General features: G+C 65.4%; 9 protein-coding genes. 8 read left to right on the forward strand and 1 reads right to left on the reverse strand.

Translation table 11 applies throughout. The features are described 5' to 3' along the window. The first annotated feature begins 124 nt into the window (after positions 1–124). From AAG816_RS19730 to AAG816_RS19745, 4 genes are all read left to right on the forward strand, one after another. Positions 125–8653, forward strand: coding sequence for a hypothetical protein (locus AAG816_RS19730; protein WP_341991384.1), 8529 nt, complete (start codon positions 125–127; stop codon positions 8651–8653). Between the two features lie 660 nt (positions 8654–9313). Beyond that, entirely contained in the window at positions 9314–10807 is a 1494-nt protein-coding gene (locus tag AAG816_RS19735) for a glycerol-3-phosphate dehydrogenase (RefSeq protein ID WP_341991385.1), read from the forward strand. Between the two features lie 128 nt (positions 10808–10935). Continuing rightward, positions 10936–12432: a glycerol kinase GlpK gene (glpK, locus tag AAG816_RS19740; protein ID WP_341991386.1), complete on the forward strand. Its 1497-nt coding sequence runs from the start codon at positions 10936–10938 to the stop codon at positions 12430–12432. A gap of 97 nt (positions 12433–12529) precedes the next feature. After that, the gene (locus tag AAG816_RS19745) at positions 12530–13255 is read left to right on the forward strand and encodes an MIP/aquaporin family protein (RefSeq protein WP_341991387.1); all 726 of its coding nucleotides are present in this window, start codon (positions 12530–12532) and stop codon (positions 13253–13255) included. A 94-nt stretch (positions 13256–13349) separates the two neighbouring features. Here the strand turns inward: AAG816_RS19745 and AAG816_RS19750 are convergent, their stop codons facing one another. After that, a complete protein-coding gene (locus AAG816_RS19750) occupies positions 13350–14132 on the reverse strand; it encodes a DeoR/GlpR family DNA-binding transcription regulator (RefSeq protein WP_341991393.1) in 783 nt (260 codons plus the stop codon). Positions 14133–14391: 259 nt separating this feature from the next. Between AAG816_RS19750 and AAG816_RS19755 the strand changes: the two genes are divergently transcribed. The 4 genes from AAG816_RS19755 to AAG816_RS19770 all read left to right on the forward strand — a co-directional run bounded on the left by AAG816_RS19755 (position 14392) and on the right by AAG816_RS19770 (position 18934). Then, complete coding sequence (locus tag AAG816_RS19755) at positions 14392–15009, forward strand: biliverdin-producing heme oxygenase (RefSeq protein WP_341991388.1); 618 nt, start codon at positions 14392–14394, stop codon at positions 15007–15009. 117 nt (positions 15010–15126) lie between these two features. Beyond that, the gene (locus AAG816_RS19760; protein WP_341991389.1) at positions 15127–16671 is read left to right on the forward strand and encodes an adenosine deaminase; all 1545 of its coding nucleotides are present in this window, start codon (positions 15127–15129) and stop codon (positions 16669–16671) included. Between the two features lie 210 nt (positions 16672–16881). Further along, complete coding sequence (locus AAG816_RS19765; protein WP_341991394.1) at positions 16882–17934, forward strand: aldo/keto reductase; 1053 nt, start codon at positions 16882–16884, stop codon at positions 17932–17934. A gap of 139 nt (positions 17935–18073) precedes the next feature. Beyond that, positions 18074–18934: a transporter substrate-binding domain-containing protein gene (locus AAG816_RS19770; RefSeq protein WP_341991390.1), complete on the forward strand. Its 861-nt coding sequence runs from the start codon at positions 18074–18076 to the stop codon at positions 18932–18934. Positions 18935–19049 lie beyond the last annotated feature (115 nt).

Consider the following 19049-nt stretch of genomic DNA (forward strand, 5'->3'; position numbering starts at 1 on the left):
CGGGGAGGCTGGGGTGATGTGGCACCGCCGCAACGGTCGATTCAAATTGATATGCCACCCCACCATCACACCTCAGACGAGCGCTCCATTTGCCGCGTATCTCTCCATTGCGAACCTGTACTGATTGCTCGCGACGACAGATTTCAACGAGCGCCAAGGTTTTAATGGCGCCACTCCCATTGACATGCGGCGCCGCCGCGCGCTCGACTTGATGCCTGCGCCCCGTCAGTGGCGCGTCCTGGCGCGCTTTTCAGGTGGGATCATGATCGGCGCGGCACGCGCAAAAACTCGTCACCCGGTCGGCGCTTCGAATGGCAGCCGCCTTCGCGCATTGCTGAACAGCACATCGATCCGCGCCTTGCGGGCGGCGCCGGCCATTGTCGGCCTGGGTGTCACATTGGTCAGCCCGGCAGGCGCTCAGACCACGCTCGGAAGCTCCACCTCCACTGTCAGTCTTGACGCTTATTCGACTGGCAATCCCTTTATCTTGCCCAGCGGCCAGTCCATTGCGGTGCCGACTTCAAATGGAATAGTCGGATCAAGCGCTCAGCCCTGGACGCTTACGAATAACGGATATATTTCATCATCAAATTCTTCCGTACACCTGATTTCGAATAGCACGATTATAAATAACGGAAATATACAGGGCGGCGTGGCAGTTGATTTAGACAACGGCGGATTAATATCTAATTCTGGAACGATCACAGGGGTTGGGCAGGGGATCAATCTGCTGGCTGGCGGGACCGTCACAAATGCCGCGGGCGGCGTCATTCAAACCTCAGGCTCCGTCAGTTCCAATGGCATTCTGGTGAATGGCAGCGCCGGCACGATCGCGAATTCCGGCGTCATGTCCGGAGGAGCGACGGGCGACGGTGCGGTGAAGTTGCAGGCGGGCGGCAGCGTCGCAAATGCCAGCACGGGCCTGCTTACCGGGACGGTGTTCGCTGTCTACGGCTCCGGTGGCGCCACGCGCGTGACCAATGCCGGCACCATTACGGCAACCGGCGGTCCGGGGGTCCTGTTCACCGACACGGCCGGCACCTTCAGCAACACGCTCACAAACAGCGGCGCCATCTCCGGCACCGGCACGGCCGTGCGCTTCGGCGCAGGCAACGATCTTCTGCAGATTGCCGGTGGGGCGACCTTCGCCGGCTCGGTGGATGGCGGCGCCGGGACCAATACCCTGGAGATCCTCTCCGGCTCCAACATCTTGCCGGTTCTCACCAATTTCGGGATTGTGGTGGTGGACAGCGGTGCGGCGCTGAACCTGGCGGGAGCACGCTCGTTCGCCACCTTGACCAATGCGGGTACGCTGTCCAACAGCGGAGCGTTGACCGCGACCGGAGTTTTCACCAATAGCGGAACGCTGATCAACAGCGGCAGCATCACCGGCTCGGCGACGCTGACTGGTGCGGGTGCGGTACAGAACCAGGCTGGAGGCGTCATCAGCCTCGCCCCCGGCATTGCCCTCTCGGGCGTTGACCTGTCCGTGGTCAATGCAGGCACCATCACGTCCAGTTTGGCTTCCGGTGTCGTCCTGCATTCCGCCGGAACGGTTTCAAACGTCGGCTCCGCCTCCCGCATCATGGGCAGGCGGAGCGGCGTCGTTCTTGACGTGCCGGGCGCTGTCTTCAACGCCGGAACCCTTAGCGGCAACTACTCATACGGGCTTTCCCTCGGCGCCGGCGGCAGGGTCGACAATACCGGCATGATCTACGGGAAAATGGCGGGCATCCAGTCGGCTAATGGACCAGTCGCGATAACCAACCAGGGCACGATCAGGAGCGCGGCCTGGATCGGTGTCAACGTCCTCAGCGGCGCGGCAACGGTGACAAATTCCGGCACAATAGCGGCTGGTCTCCTCCGCGGCCCTGGACAAGGGGTCGTCCTGCTTGGTGGCGGGACGGTTCTGAACACCACTCCCACAGCATCGATCATCAGCAGCAACACCGTCGTGAACATCGCCAACGCCTCCGGCACGGTCGTGAACGCCGGCACCATCTCCACTTGGATCGTGGGCATCGGCGGAATTGGTATCTCCCTCGGACAGGGCGGTAGCGTCACAAACACCAACACTGGCACCATCAGTGCAACCACCGGAATTCTGCTGCGGCGGAGCTCCGTTGGGCAGGACACTGTGGACAATTCGGGCATCATTTCGGGATTTACTTCGGTATTAAGCGACAGCAATACATTGATCTTAAACCGTAATTCCGGGAGAATGGACGGGACCGTGCAGTCTGACACCGGCACCGTGATCAATGAAGGCAGCATCAACGGTTTCACCTACGGCATCCTTTTCAAAGGCGCTGGAACCGTCTCCAATACCGGAACGATTTCGGGTTCCAATATGGGCGTGGGGTCACGCGGCGGGATCATCTCCTTGTCCAACAGCGGCAGGATCACCTCCCGGACGGTCGCATCCGACGGCGTCTACCTGTTCAGCGGCGGCACCGTCACGAACAGTGCCTCCGGCGTCATATCGGGTTATGAAAATGGCATCTGGAGCCACGGGCGCGCGTCGATCTCCAATGCCGGCACCATCACCGGCATTCACACGGCCGGCATCTCCGGAGATCGAAATGCCGCCGGGCTCACCATCGTCAATTCCGGCACCGTTAGCGGCCCGACGGGCATCGCTTTCACGGACGATCCCAGCCTGGCTAGCGCACCCTCCAACACAGTGATCAATTCCGGGACGATTATCGGGACCCGCGGCACTGCGGTTCAGTTCGCGTCCGGCAATGACCTCTTGCAGATCTCGCAGGGGGCGACCTTCGCCGGCTTGGTGGATGGCGGCGCCGGGGCCAATACCGTGGAAATTCTCTCCGGCTCCAACACCTTGCCGGCTCTCACCAGATTCGCGATTGCCGTAGTGGACAGCGGTGCGACGCTGAACCTGACGGGAATACGGTCGTTCTCCTTGACCAATGCGGGCACGCTGTCCAACAGTGGAACGTTGACCGCGTTCGGAGTTTTCACCAATAGTGGAACGCTTATCAACAGCGGCAGCATCACCGGCTCGGCGCCGCTGACTGGTTCAGGTGCAGTACAGAACCAGGCTGGAGGCGTCATTAGCCTTGCCCTCGGCATTGCCCTCTCGGGCGTTGACCTGTCCGTGGTCAATGCAGGCATCATCACGTCCAGCTTGGCTTCCGGGGTCGTCCTGCATTCCGCGGGAACGGTTTCAAACGTCGGCTCGGCCTCCCGCATCATGGGCAGACAGAGCGGCGTCGTTCTCGACGTGCCGGGCGCTGTCTTCAACGCCGGAACCCTTAGCGGCAACTACGCGTATGGGCTTTCCCTCGGCGCCGGCGGCAGGGTCGACAATACCGGCATGATCTACGGGAAAACGGCGGGCATGCGGTCTGCTAACGGACCAGTCGCGATAACCAATCAAGGCATCATTAGGAGCGGGTCCTGGATCGGCGTCAACATCCTCAGCGGCGCGGCAACGGTCACAAATTCCGGCACAATTACGGGCGGCTACGTTAGCATCGGCAATATTGGACAAGGGGTCGTGCTGCTTGGTGGCGGGACGGTGCTGAACACCACTGCCACCGCACGGATCGTCGGCAGCTCGAATGCCGTGAACATCGCCAACGCTACCGGCACGGTCGTGAACGCCGGCACCATCTCCACGTGGGTCCTGGGTATCGGCGGAACGGGTATCTCCCTGGGACAGGGCGGTAGCGTCACCAATGCCAACACAGGCACCATCAGCGGAACGACCGGAATTGCTCTGCGGGGTGTCTCCGTTGGGCAGAACATTGTGGACAATGCGGGCGTCATCTCGGGACTGACTTCGATACTAAGCGTCAGCAAGGCATTGATCTTAAACCGTAGTTCCGGACGACTGTCCGGGAGTGTGCAGTTTTCTGACAGCGGGACAGTGATCAATGAAGGCAGCATCGGCGGTGGCACCTACGGCATTCGTTTCGGAGGCGCCGGAACCGTCTCCAATACCGGAACGATTTCGGGTTCCAATATGGGCGTGGGGTCACGCAACGGCATCCTCTCCTTATCCAACAGCGGTAAGATCACCGGACAGTCGGGCGTGTCCCAAGGCGTCTACCTGTTCAGCGGCGGCACCGTCACAAACACCGCCTCCGGCGTCATATCGGGTTATGAAAATGGCGTCTGGAGCCACGGCGGCGCGTCGATCTCCAATGCCGGCACCATCACCGGCAATGAGAGGGCCGGCATCTCCGGAGATCGAAATGCCGCCGGGCTCACCATCGTCAATTCCGGCATCGTCAGCGGCCCGACGGGCATCGCCTTCACGGACGATCCCAGCCTGGCCAGCGCACCCGCAAACACAGTAATCAATTCCGGGACGATTATCGGGACCCGCGGCACTGCGGTTCAGTTCGCGTCCGGCAATGACCTCTTGCAGATCTCGCAGGGGGCGAGCTTTGTCGGCCGCGTGGATGGTGGGGCGGGGAGCAACACCGTGGAGTTCGTCTCCGGGACGATGACCAACTCGAACATAGTGAATTTTACCATTGCCATCGTGGACAATCCCGCCACCTGGAACACTGCGGGTTCGAATATCTTCTCAACGGTGACCAATGCCGGCAGAATCTCTGGTGGGCTGACCCTGAGTGCGGCAGGGGTGATCGACAACCGGGCCGGCGCGACCATTTCGGCCACCACCGGCCAAGCTGTTTCCGGTTCTGCGACGCGCATCACCAATGCCGGAACGATCGTCGCCACCGTCGGGTCGGCCATCACCTCCAATTCTCTTCTCGCCATCCTCACCAATGGCGATCCTGCCGCGCTCATCCGGGGAGCGCAGAGCGGCGTGCAACTCAACGGTGCCGGCACGGTGACCAATGCCGGGACCCTGGCGGGGGGCACCGTCGTCGGCCTGAGCCTGGGGTTAGGCGGCAGCATCAGCAATACCGGCTTGATTGCCGGCGGTACGGCGGCGGTGTTACTGACCGGCGGAGTGACCACGCTGGTCAACCGCGGCATCATCCGGGGCACGGGCATTGGCGTGAACTTCACCGGCTCTGCCCAGGGCACCATCGACAATTTCGGCACCATCTCGGGCGGCGGCGGCACGGCGGTGAGGTTCGCCGGCGGCACCAACATGCTGATCCTGGAGAGCGGCAGCCAACTCGACGGCATCGCCGACGGCACGCTCGGCGTGAATACCCTGGTGGTGGCAGGCTCGGCGCAACTCGACACGGTGCGGGCCTATGGCTTCCAGTATGTGGGCTTCCTCAATGCCACACAGGCGGTGGATGCCAATTCCACCATCAACAACGCCCGGCTCATCGCCGGCACGCTCACCAATGCGGGCACGCTGACCGGCCGCCTGGAAGTGGACATAGGAACGCTGTTCAACGCCGGCGTCGTCGCCCTGAACGGGGCGTCCACCAATGGCGGCAGCATCGTCAACACCGGCACCTTCGCCACAGCCGGCGCGTTCGCGAACGACGGTGCATTCACCAATTCGAGCGGCCTGACCAATACCGGCACGTTCACGAGTACCGGCGCCCTGGCCAACAGTTCGACCTTCACCAATGGCGGCACGCTGGCCAATTCCGGCAGCTTCGGCAATTCGGGCCTGTTCCAGAACACCGGCCTGTTCACCAATGCCGGCATCTTCACCAACACCGGCACGCTCACGGGCGGCGGCAGCCTCACGACCTCCGGCGCCTTCACCAATGGCGGCAGGGTGGACGGCACCGTAGCCATGTCCGGCGGGGCGGTGACCAACCTGGCCGGCGCGCGTATCCTGGGCGTGAGCGCCGGCATTTCCGGCGAGGGCGCCGTGGTCAATGCCGGCCAGATCATGGCGAACGGGTCCGATGGCACCGGCATCGCATTGTCCGCGGGCGTGGTGTCCAGCACCGCCGCTTCGGCGGTGATCCAAGGCGGGCAGGACGGCATCACGTCTATCGGGCTCGCCACCATCATCAATGCCGGCACCGTTGCCGGTCTTGCCGGGGTCGGCATCGCACTGGCGCTGGGAGGAAGCCTTTCCAATTCCGGCACGGTGTCCGGCAATTCGGCCGGCGTGCGTGTTGCCGGCGGCACCGCGACCCTGACCAATTCCGGCCTCATCGCAGCCACAGGCGCGGGCGGCATCGGCGTGCTCTTCACCGAGACAGGCCAGGGGACCATCGACAATTTCGGGACCATATCGGGGGCGGGCGGCACGGCGGTGAAATTCGCCGGCGGCACCAACACGCTGATCATAGAAAGTAACGGCGTACTCAACGGCATTGCCGATGGGTCGCTCGGCAACAACACCCTGATCGTGCGCGACAACGCCATGCTGGAATCCGTTCAGGCCATCGGCTTCCGACAGGTGGGTTTCATCGATTCCACGCAGGTCATCGATGCCAATTCCACCATCACCAACCCGATCGTCATTGCCGGGACACTGAACAACCAGGGCACGCTCAACGGCAGGGTGCAGGTTAATCTTGCCGCCACGCTGGCCAATGCCGGCCTCGTCTCCATGGACACCCCGTCCACCAACGGCGGCGTCCTGGCCAATGCGGGCATTTTCAACAATTCCAGCACGCTGACCAATACGGGCCTCGTGACCAACACCGGCCAGATGAACAATACCGGCACCATCATCGGCTCCGGCACCATCGTCACCAGCGGCCGCTTCACCAATAGCGGCACGGTGATCGCGGACGCGACGGGCGTGTCCGGCGTGTCCGGCGGCGCCATCGTCAACAGCGGCACCATCATCGGCACCTCGGACACCGGCGTAAATCTGGGGGCCGGCGGATCGCTCACCAATGCGGCCGGCGCCCTGGTGCAAGGGGGGCGCTTCGGTGTCCAGGCAGGCGTGGGCGCCGTCGTCTCCAACGCCGGCACCATCCTCGACGATGACATCGCGGGCGCATTGCTCGCCAGCAATGCGGTGCTGACCAACAGCGCGAGCGGCACCGTCGGCGGTGTCATCGGTGTTCTGTTCAACGGCACCGGGGCGAGCATCACCAACACCGGCACCATCACCGGCACGGGCGGCGTGGCGGTGCAGTTCGGCGCCGGCGTGAACACGCTGACGCTCGGCACCGGCGCGGTGCTGAACGGTGGCCTGGATGGCGGCGGCGGCGCAGGTCAGGTCGTGCTTACCGGCACCGGCGCCTTGACCAGCGCCATCACCAATTTCGGCGGGGGGAGTGCGCTCACCATCGCCAGCGGCGCGGCGTGGACGGCAAGCGGCACCTGGACCATTGCCAGCGTCAGCAATTCCGGCACGCTGAAGGCGGGCACACCGGGAAGTCCGCTGCAACTCACCGGCAATTTCGTGCAGACTCCCGCTGGCACCTTCCAGGTGGAGCTGGCGCCCTCCGGCCAGAGTTCGCAACTGAGCATCACCGGCAGCGCCAGCATCGCCGGCGGCGTGGCCGTCACGAAGGCGCCAGGCGCCTATCTTCCGGGCACCCGTTTCACCATCCTCACCGCCGCAGGCGGTGTCTTCGGTGCCTTCTCCGCTCCGACCCAGGACCTGCCGTTCGTGGACCTGCTGCTGGCCTATGATGCCAACGACGTCTATCTCGACGTCAGCCGCAATGGCACGTCTTTCACCGCCGTCGCCGCGACCCCGAATGACATCGCCACCGCTGGTGCGCTGGAGGCGCTCGGGCCATCGAACGCGCTCTATGGCGCCATCGTTGCACAGAACAGCGTGGCCGGCGCCCAGCAGGCCTTCAACGCCCTCTCCGGCGAGATCTATGCCAGCACGACCACGGTGCTGATGGACGACAGCCGCCTCATCCGCAATGCCCTGCTCGATCGCATGCACGGCGAGGGATCGGCGGCGGCCGGCGCTTCGGTGGCCGCCATGGCCGGAACCGGCAACGCGTTCTGGGTCCAGGGCTTCGGCTCGTGGGGGCACACTGACGGCAACGGCAATGCCTCGAGCCTGTCGCGCAACACCGACGGCGTATTCGCGGGCTATGACGGAACGCTCGCCGATTCCTGGCGCGTGGGTTTCGCGCTTGGCTACAGCTCCAGCATGTTCTCGGTGGATGCGCTGAACTCGTCCGGCTCCAGCGACAATTACCACGTGGCGGTCTATGGCGGCGGGGCATTGGGTGCGTTCGACCTGAAGCTCGGCGGCGCCTTCACCTGGAGCGACATCTCCAACCATCGCAGCATCATCTTTCCGGGCTTTTTCCAGCCGGCCGAGGCGGACTATTCCGCCCGCACGGGGCAGGTGTTCGGCGAACTTGGCTACCGCATGGCATTCACCCGCGGCATGTTGGAGCCGTTCATCGGGCTGGCCTATGTAAATGTGGACACGGACAGTTTCCGGGAAGCGGGCGGCGTCTCCGCGCTCACCGGCTCCGGGGTGGACCAATCGATCACCTACACGACGCTCGGCCTGCACGCGTCCAGCAGCTTCCAACTGTTCGCGCTCCCCGCGACGGTGAAGGCGACGCTCGGCTGGCAGCACGCATTCGGCGATACCTATGGGGAAGTCCCCGTGGCCTTCGCCAGTGGCAGCTCATTTGCCATCACCGGCGTGCCGGTCGCGAAGGACTCGGCCCTGCTGGAGGTCGGCTTCGACGTGGCGGTGACGGCCAACACCACGCTGGGCCTCTACTACAACGGGCAAGTGGCCTCGGATGCCTATGACAACATGGTCAAGGGCAGCTTCACGGTGAAATTCTGACGCGGCGAGATGACCCCTGCCGAGGACCGGGCCATTCCCTCTCGCCGGCACTGGGGCAACCGCGCAATCGCCGTGGAAAGCTGTTCCTGGGTCAACGGCTTGGCGAGGCGCGGCACGCGATGAGTTGGTGACCGCTTTGGAAAGGGTGACGTTGCCCCCCGCCCTGATCCAGCGCTGAGGTCGCCCGGACGTTTGGTTATGGCCTGTTGGCCTGCGGTGGCGACAGGTGGTGTCGCGCACCAGTTCCCTCTTCGAACGCGTGCCACGTGGATCGGCCGGCACGTCGATGCGGCTGCGACACCCGGGATTTGATGATCCCCATTCACCCTGAGCAGGACCTTTGCGTCGATTGAGCATTCGGGGACGGCTATGGGTGAATCCACAACCCGCCGGTTTCAACGCCCCCTTGCGGCCCCACGGGCGATGCAGTGCAGCATGCGCCAAACCGAAACGAAACCAGCGCTTCCCACTCGCTCAGAGACCGGAACGCGCCAAACATGCTGCAATGCAACGCTTTCATTCATGCGGCGGGGCAATATCGTCCGCTATGGATTTTCTTGAAATTTTCGTTTTGAACGCACTATGAAGAGATTATGAAACATGATTAGTGTCATCGGCGTTCATGGCACAGAGGCGCAGCAGCGGCACAGGGAGGGCGGCGTGCAGACCAGCCCGTTCGACATTCTGGTGGTGGGTGGCGGCATCAATGGCGCCGGGATCGCCCGTGACGCGGTGGGCCGTGGCCTCTCCGTCATGCTGGTGGAGCAGGACGACCTGGCCGCCCACACCTCCTCCTGGTCCACCAAGCTGATCCACGGTGGCCTGCGCTATCTGGAATATTATGAGTTCCGCCTGGTGCGCGAGGCGCTGCTGGAGCGCGAACGGCTGCTGGCCATGGCGCCGCACATCATCCGCCCGCTGCGCTTCGTGCTGCCGCACGATGTCTCCGTGCGCCCGGCCTGGCTGGTGCGGCTCGGCCTGTTCTTCTATGACCATCTGGCCCCCCGCAAGCGCCTGCCCGGCTGCGAGCGGCTGGATCTGGCCACTGACCGCCGCGGCGCGCCGCTCAAGCCCATCACCAAGGTGGGCTTTGAATATTCCGACTGCGCCGTGGACGATTCCCGGCTCGTCGTTCTCAACGCCCTGGATGCGCAGGCCCGCGGCGCGGTGATCGAAGTGGGGACCCGCCTGGAGGGCGCCCGGCGCGAGGGCGATCTGTGGGTCGCCACCCTCACCGATGCCACGGGCGCCACCCGCGAGGTGCGCGCGCGCATCCTGGTCAATGCCGCCGGCCCGTGGGTGGCGGATGTGCTGAACCATCGCCTCGGCCTCAATACCGCCAAGGGCGTGCGCCTGGTGAAGGGCAGCCACATCGTGGTGCCCCGGCTCTATGACGGCGACCACGCCTACATCCTGCAGAACCACGACAAGCGCATCGTGTTCGCCATTCCCTATCAGGATGATCTGACGCTCATCGGCACCACCGACGTGCCTTACGAGGGCGCGCCGCAGGATGTTTCCATCTCCGATGACGAGGTGGATTATCTGATCACCTCCATCAACGGCTGGTTCCAGCGCGAGATTTCCCGCGACGACATCGTGTGGGACTATTCCGGCGTGCGGCCCTTGTTCGACGACGGCTCCATCAACGCCTCCGCGGTGACCCGCGACTATGTGTTCGACATCGACGCGCCGGAGGGCGGCGCGCCGCTGTTGTCGGTGTTCGGCGGCAAGCTCACCACCTATCGCAAGCTCGCCGAGCATGTGATGCGCGATCTGGCGCCTTACATCCCCGGCCTCAAGCCCGGCTGGACCGACCAGGGCACCCTGCCCGGCGGCGACATTCCGGACGGGGATGTGGAGCGCTATATCGACGCTTTGGCCAAGGCCAAGCCGTTCCTGGGCCGGGCGCGCACCGCGCGCCTCGTGCATACCTATGGCACGCGGGTGCATACGCTGCTGGGCACCGCCGCCTCGGTGGAGGACATGGGCCGCGACTTCGGCGCCGGCCTGACCGCGCTGGAGCTGACCTATCTCAAGACCGTCGAATGGGCCCGCACCGCCCGCGACGTGCTGTGGCGCCGCACCAAGCTGGGCCTGAAGCTGCCGCCCGAGGCCGCCGCCGAGATCGACGCCTTCCTGCAAGGCCACTGAACGCGCGCCACCGTTCGGCGCACGCACACGCGCGGCGAAATCGCCCCTGTCAGGCAACCGCCCGCGCTCCGGTAAGACACAACCGGCCCCAATGCCGGGAATGAGCAAAGACCAACTGGGAGGACACCATGAGCAAATATGTGGGCGCCATCGACCAGGGCACGACGAGCACGCGCTTCATCGTCTTCGACCGCAAGGGCCAGATCGTCAGCGTGGCCCAGCGCGAGCATGAGCAGATCTATCCCCGCCCCGGCTGGGTCGAGCACAATGCTGTTGAAATCTGGCTCAACACCCGCACCGTGATCTTCGAGGCGCTGGAGAAGAAGGGCCTCTCCACCGCCGATCTCGCAGCCGTGGGCGTCACCAACCAGCGCGAGACCGCGCTGCTGTGGGACCGCAAGACCGGCGAGCCGCTCTATAATGCCCTGGTCTGGCAGGACACCCGCACCGACCAGCTGGTGGCCCGCTATGCCGCCGAGGGCGGGCAGGATCGCCTGCGCGCCAAGACCGGCCTGCCGCTGGCCACCTATTTCTCCGGCCTCAAGCTGCACTGGATTCTCGACAATGTGCCCGGCGCCCGCGAGAAGGCGGCCTCCGGCGATGCGCTGTTCGGCAATATCGATACCTGGATGCTGTGGAACCTCACCGGCGGCCCCGATGGCGGCATCCACATCACCGATGTCACCAATGCCTCGCGCACCCAGCTGATGGATCTCGAAACCCTGGAATGGGACGAGGACATCCTGAAACTGTTCAGCATCCCCCGCGCCTGCCTGCCGCGCATCGTCTCCTCGTCCGAGACCTACGGCACCGGCAAGGGGCCGTTGGAGGGCGTCGTCCTGTCGGGCATCCTGGGCGACCAGCAGGCGGCGCTGTTCGGCCAGGCCTGCCTGCATCCGGGGGAAGCCAAGAACACCTATGGCACCGGCAATTTCATGCTGATGAACACCGGCGAGAAGCCGTTCCCCTCCACCTGCGGCCTCATCACCACCGTGGGCTACAAGCTGGGCAATGCCAAGGCCATCTATGCTTTGGAAGGCTCCATCGCCATTACCGGCGCCCTGGTGCAGTGGCTGCGGGACAATCTGGGCATCATCCAGACCTCCGCCGACATCGAGCCGCTCGCCCGCTCGGTGAGCGACAATGGCGATGTGTATTTCGTCCCCGCCTTCTCCGGCCTTTATGCCCCGCGCTGGCAGGAGAATGCCCGCGGCGTCATCTGCGGCCTCACCCGCTTTGCCAACAAGGGCCATATCGCCCGCGCCGCTCTGGAGGCCACCGCCTACCAGACCCGCGAGGTGCTGGAAGCCATGGTGAAGGATTCCAAGGTCGCCATCCGCGAACTGCGCACCGACGGCGGCATGGTGGTCAATGAACTGCTGATGCAGTTCCAGGCCGACATGATCAATGTGCCGGTGGTGCGCCCCAAGGTGATCGAGACCACCGCTCTGGGCGCGGCCTATGCCGCCGGCCTGGCGGTGGGCTATTGGACCTCCACCGACGACATCACCCAGAACTGGGGCGTCGACCGCCGCTGGCATCCGCACATGGACGAGGCCCAGCGCGCCCATCTCTACGGCTCCTGGAACAAGGCCGTGGAGCGTTCGCTGGATTGGGCGAACTGAGCCCCGCGCCATTCCCCCTCGCTCCGGTGACCGCACAGCGGCGCCGGGGCGGGCATTGCACAGCACGCCAATAAGAAACGACCTTTGGAGACGTCCCATGCACACGCCATTTATGGGTGAGCTTCTCGGCACCATGGTGCTTATTCTTCTGGGCAACGGCGTGGTGGCCGGTGTCCTTTTGCACAGTTCGAAGGCGCAGAATTCGGGCTGGATCGTGATTACCGCCGGCTGGGGCTTTGCGGTGATGGCCGGGGTCTTCACCTCCATCGCCACCGGCAGCGCTGATGCCCACCTCAATCCGGCGGTGACGCTGGGCTTTGCGGTGGTCTCCGGCGATTATTCCAAGATCCCCACATATGTGCCGGCCCAGTTCATCGGTGCCTTCCTCGGGGCGGTGCTGGTGTGGCTGCAATATCTGCCGCACTGGGCCAAGACCGAGGACAAGGGCCTGAAGCTGGCGGTGTTCTGCACCGGACCTGCCATTCGCAGCGCACCGGCCAATCTGATCAGCGAGATCATCGGCACGGTGGCGCTGATCTTCATCGTCGCGGCCATCTTCTCCAAGGCGGTGATGGCGGGTGGCATTCCCCCCACCCTCGGCCCGTACATGGTGGGCATGCTGGTGTGGAGCATCGGCCTGTCGCTGGGCGGCACCACCGGCTATGCCATCAACCCAGCCCGCGACCTCGGCCCCCGCATCGCCCATGCGGTGCTGCCCATCGCCGGCAAGGGCGGGGCCGATTGGGGCTATGCCTGGATCCCGGTGGTGGGGCCATTGGTGGGCGCGCTGATCGCCGCGGCGATGATCCGGGCCTTCATCTGACGGCGACCTGCCGCAGCACCGACCAGCGCGCCGCCTTCGGCCGGCGCGCTCGCGGCCCCACCGTCGACTCCCGCGGCGGTGGGGCCCTTTGCCTTCAGGCGCCGGGCTCCGCCCCGGTCTCGATCACCTCGACCCCCTCGGTGCGGCAAACCTCGGCCAGCTTGGGCGAGACCATGGTGTCGGTAACGAACACGTTCACCTGCTTGATATGGGCGATGCGCACCGGCGCCGAGCGACCCACTTTCAGATGGTCCGACACCAGCACCACCCGCCGCGCATGGGCGATGATGGCCTGGCTGACCCGCACTTCCTGATAATCGAAATCCAACAGCGTGCCATCCTCGTCGATGGCCGAGGCGCCGATGATGGCCAGATCCACCTTGAACTGCTGAATCAGATCGATAGCCGAGGCCCCGATCACCGCCCCGTCGCTATGACGCACCTGGCCGCCGGCCACGATCACCCGGATGGCGGGATTGGGATAAAGCTGCATGGCCACGTGCAGATTGTTGGTGATGACCAGGAGATCGCGCCGGTCGGCCAGCGCCTTGGCCACCTCCTCGGTGGTGGTGCCGATATTGAGGAACAGCGAGGAATTGTCCGGCACCAGCGCCGCTGCCGCGCGCCCGATGGCGCGCTTTTCCGCATCGGCGATTCGGCGGCGGGCTTCGTAGGCCACATTCTCCACGCTGGAGGTGACCACCGCCCCGCCATGGATGCGCGCCAGCAATTGCCGGTCGCACAGATCGTTCAGATCCTTGCGGATGGTCTGGGGCGTGACCTGGAGGCGGGCGGCAAGATCCTCCACCATCACCCGGCCTGAGGCGCGGGCGACAGCCAGAATCTCCTGTTGGCGTTCGTTCAGGTCCATCGCCAGACAGTGGCCATGACCGGCCGCGGACGCAAGTTTACCGTCGCGCGGGGCGCCCGGCGGACCGCGGGCGCACGGGCGCCCATGGCGTCTCAGCGCTGCCTCACAGACGGGCAGCCGCTTCTTTTTGCACCGCGCATGGTATTCAAATCACGGCAAGATGTGGCATATCTGACAAAGAGACTATTCCGTCGAATGGCGTGCTCCATCAGGATACGAGCGCTGCATTCGTAGAATTATTGTAATTTGAAGGAGCATTTTTCCCATGGACGTCTTGGAACACGCGCAATCAGATGCTCCGATTGCCCCCTCCCCACGGGAGGAGAGCCGGGCAAAACGCATGAAGGCGGCAACCCAGGCCGCCCATGAGGCCATCGATACCCGCATCATGGCGGCAAACCCGTTCGCCTCGCGCGCGAATTACGGCCGGTTTGTCCGCTTGCAGTACCGGATTCACCATGCGGTGGACCCGCTGTTCCGCAATCCTGCGCTGGCCGCCCTGCTGCCGGATCTGGCCGGGCGCCGACGACTCGATCTGGTGGAGCAGGATGCCGCCGATCTGGAAACACCCCTGCCGACCCTCGACGGGCACGCCGAGGCCCCGCTCCAGATCGCTCCGGCGCTGGGCTGGCTCTATGTGGTGGAAGGCTCGAACCTGGGGGCGGCCTTCCTGCTGAAGGCGGCGGCGAAGCTGGATCTGTCGGAAAGCTTCGGCGCCCGGCATCTGGCTGGCCATCCCACCGGGCGCGGCCTGCATTGGCGCACCTTCACCGCCGCGCTGGATGCGGTGCCGCTGTCCGACGCGGACGAGGCATTGGCCATTGCCGGCGCGGAAGCCGCGTTCGCCATGGTGGGCGATCAGATCCGCATCGAATATCCCTGAACGCGCCGCGCCTCCCCCGCCGCGCCGCTGTGGCACGGCGGGAGGGGGCGAGGTGGTTTCCCGCCAGCCCACGCCTAAGCTAGGGTGGCCTCTGATTCCCCCCTCGGAGGCCTGCGCGTGCGCCGTCGCATCTGGATCGCCGTCATCCTTCTCGCGGTCGTGGCCCTGGGGGCCCGCCTGCTGCTGGTCACCCGCGATCTGCCCGAGACCCTTACCGCGGGACAGTTCGACACCCTGCGGGCCGACCACCCGCGCATGCGCGCCTTCCTGCATGGCATGCCCAAGGGCGGCGATCTGCACACCCATCTGTCCGGCGCGGTCTATGCCGAGCGCTTCGTGGCCTGGGCGGTGCGCGATGGGCTGTGCCTGCGCCGCGCGGACTGGGCCATCCTGCCGCGGCCCGAAGGCGCCACGGCGGAGCAGCCCTGCGGCACCGATCCGGCGGTGGCGCCCATCGCCGAGGCGGTGGCCGGGCGGCAGGGCCAGACCACCTATGACCTACTGATCAACGCCCTTTCCACCCGCTGGTTCGTGCCGACGCTGGCGGTGCCCTCCGGCCATGACCAGTTCTTCGCCACCTTCGGCAAGTTCAACGCCGCCACCGGCGGCTCCGAGTGGGACAGCACCGCCGCCGCCATCGCCGCCATGACATTCGACCAGATCCAGCAATATCAGGCGGAGTCCGCCCAATATGCGGAATTCATGGTCACCCTGCTGGAGGGCGAGGATCGCCGCCGGCTGGCCCAGGCCATCGGCAGCGAAACCGACCCCGCCGCCATGCTGGCGGCGCTGGAGCGCGCGGGCCTGAGCCAGGCGGTGGCCACCAAGGCGGAGCAGATGAAGGCGCTGGTGGCGCGCATCGATGCCTTGCGTGACTGCAAGGGCGATGCGGCCAAGCCCGGTTGCAATGTCGCCTTCCGCTTCCTGGCGCAGGTGAACCGCAACGGCAGCCCGGCGGACGTGTTCACCCAGACCGCCCATGCGGCCGCTCTGGTGCGGGCGGTGCCCGGCATCGTCGCCGGGCTGAATTATGTGGGGCCGGAGGATTATCGGGTCTCGCTGCGCGACTATCGCACCCACATGAAGTGGATCGCCTTCCTCGCTCGCGCCGACGTGCCGGTGGCGCTGCATGCGGGCGAACTGTGGCTCGGCCTCACCCCGCCGGCTGAGATGGACTTCCACATCCGCGAGGCGGTGGAAGTGGCCGGCGCCCGCCGCATCGGCCATGGCACCGCCATCGGCTTCGAGCGCGGCATGGACAGCCTGCTGTCGGAAATGCGCGCGCGCGGCGTCGCCGTGGAAATCGCCCTCACCTCCAGCGACGTGATCCTCGGCGTGCGCGGCAAGGAACACCCCATCACCACCTATCTCTCCGCCGGGGTGCCGGTGGTGCTGGCCACCGACGATGCCGGCGTCTCACGCATCGATCTGAGCAATGAATATTATCGCGCCGCCCGCGATTACGGGTTCGGCTATCGGTCGCTGAAGCGGTTCGCCCACAACGCCATCGCCCATGCCTTTCTGTCCGAGGCGGACCGCCAGGTGCAGCGCGCCAAGCTCGACCAATCCTTTGCCGCGTTCGAGCGCGCCACGGCGGACGCCTTGCCCCTGCGCACCAAGGTGAAGCTGGTGCTGGCTGCACTGGTCCCGCCCCTGCCGTGAGCGCGGATCGGGACCGGCGGCGCCTGAAGGTCGCGGGGGGGGGGGCCATACGGGGCCGCTTGGCAGGGGCCGGCGTTGCCACTTTACACATAAACATTCTGAGCAATATTACATTCCACAATTCGATCTGGGCTGCTATGAACGCCCCCACCTTTTGCCGGCGGCTGAACGCGGCCGCCCCGGCCGTCCTCACGGAGATTCGTGTCCATGCTGGAGTATCGCAGGCTCGGGCGGACCGACATTCAGGTGTCGTCCATCGCCCTTGGCACCATGACCTTCGGGCAGCAGAACACCGAGGCCGAAGGCCACGCCCAGTTGGATCGCGCGCTGGATCGCGGCATCAATCTCATCGACGCCGCCGAGATGTATCCCATCCCGCCCAAGGCGGAGACCCAGGGTGCCACCGAGCGCATCATCGGCCAGTGGCTCACGAGCCGCGGTAATCGCGACAAAGTGGTGCTGGCCTCCAAGGTGCTGGGCCGCAGCGACACCAACTACATCCGCGCCGCCGGCACCGGCACCAAGCTGGACCGCGCCAATATCGTCGAGGCCCTGGAGGGCTCGCTGAAGCGGCTCCAGACCGACTATATCGACCTCTACCAGCTGCATTGGCCCGATCGCTCCGTGCCGCTGTTCGGCCATGGCGACACCGCCCGCGCCCGGGGCGGCGGCGATGGCTCCGAGGTGCCGATCGCCGAGACTCTGGGCGTGCTGGCCGACATGGTCGCCGCCGGCAAGATCCGCCACATCGGCCTGTCCAACGAGAGCGCCTGGGGCGCCCATCGCTTCCTGCTGGACGCCGAACTGGGCCGCGGGCCGCGCATCGTCTCGATCCAGAATGCCTACAATCTCGTCAACCGCACCTATGAGAACGGCCTGGCGGAATTTGCCGCCCGCGACGACGTGGGGCTGCTGGCCTATTCGCCCTTGGCCCAGGGTTTTCTGGCCGGCAAGTATCGCCACGGCGCCCGCCCCGCCGGCTCGCGCATGGCCCTGTTCAATCGCGGCGCCCGCTATGAGAAGCCCGGCACCGCCGAGGCCATCGAGGATTATGCCGCCATCGCCGCGGATTTCGGCCTGACCCTGGTGCAATTGGCGCAGGCCTGGGTGACCAGCCGCCCGTTCGTCACCGCCAACATCATCGGCGCCACCAGCCTGGCGCAGCTGGAGGAAAACCTCGCCACGCTCGACGTGGTCATCACCCCGGAGATCGAAGCGCGGGTGAATGCGGTCTACCAGTTGCGCGGCAGCCCCGCGCCCTGAGGCGGCTGCCCTGCCCCCTGACCAAACGTCAGCGGCACGGGCGCGCAACGGGGCGCCTACATTTCACGGATCGTGCGCGCGTTTTATTGCATCGCATGAAATCCATGTTACGCTTTTTTGAGCTGCTGGAGACCTTCCCATGACCGACACGAAGATGGAACGGCGCAAGGCGCTGGGTGCGATCATGCTGACCGGGGCCGGCGCCTCGCTCCTCGCCACGGCGGCGCAGGCGCAGCAAAGCGCGGACACGCTGCAGCAGGTGCGCAATCGCGGCGAGCTGCGCATCGGCACCCCGCCCGGCGAGCCGTGGTTCTACAAGGATCAGCGCTCCGACGAATGGAAGGGCATCGGCTGGGGCGCCGGCGTCGCGCTGGCCAAGGAACTGGGCGTGAAGCCGGTGGCGGTGGAAACCACCTGGGGCACTGCGGTGGCCGGGCTTCAGGCCGGGCAGTTCGACGTGCTGTTCGCCATGGATGCCACCCCGCAGCGGGCGCTGGCCATCGATTTCCCGGTGCAGCCCATGTTCTACTACGCCCTCGGCATCCTGGCCCGCGACGGCCTTGCCGCCAAGACCTGGACGGATCTGGACAAGCCGGACGTGCGCATCGGCGTGGTGCTGGGCACCTCGCCGGACCGGGATCTGAGCGTGCGGCTGGCCAACGCGAAGATCGAGCGCTTCCCCAATATCGACGAAGTGGGCGCGGCCTATATGTCCGGCCGGGTGGATGCGGTGTCGCTGTTCCATCCGGCGCTGGTGATGCTGCGCAGCCGGGTGAAGCGCGGCACCGTGCTCTTGCCGGAGCCCATCAAGGCCGCCTCCACCAGCGCCGGCGTGCGCCGCGATGTGGACAAGTCCTGGCGCGACTGGGTCGGGGTGGCCATCAACTCGCTCTATGAGACCGGCCAGATCCAGAAGATCTATGAGGAGTTCCTCACTTTTCGCGGCATCGACCCGAAGCAGGCACCCGCCCTTCTGCGCGAGCAGTGGGCGCGCACCTGAGCGGGCGATCAGTTGGGGTCTGCTCATATGTGATGGGGGAGGACGCTCTCTCTTTGGAGAGCGTTTCACCCCCCTCCCCACCCCTCCCCCGCACGGGGGGAGGGAGCGCGGCACG

The organism is Azorhizobium sp. AG788 (genome assembly GCF_943371865.1).
Classification (GTDB): domain Bacteria; phylum Pseudomonadota; class Alphaproteobacteria; order Rhizobiales; family Xanthobacteraceae; genus Azorhizobium.

What these genes read in the sequence shown, in the direction of transcription:
- AAG816_RS19770 (WP_341991390.1), top strand. Translation starts at nt 18,074, where the DNA reads ATGACCGACACGAAGATGGAACGGCGCAAGGCGCTGGGTGCGATCATG.
- glpK (WP_341991386.1), top strand. Translation starts at nt 10,936, where the DNA reads ATGAGCAAATATGTGGGCGCCATCGACCAGGGCACGACGAGCACGCGC.
- AAG816_RS19745 (WP_341991387.1), top strand. Translation starts at nt 12,530, where the DNA reads ATGCACACGCCATTTATGGGTGAGCTTCTCGGCACCATGGTGCTTATT.
- AAG816_RS19755 (WP_341991388.1), top strand. Translation starts at nt 14,392, where the DNA reads ATGGACGTCTTGGAACACGCGCAATCAGATGCTCCGATTGCCCCCTCC.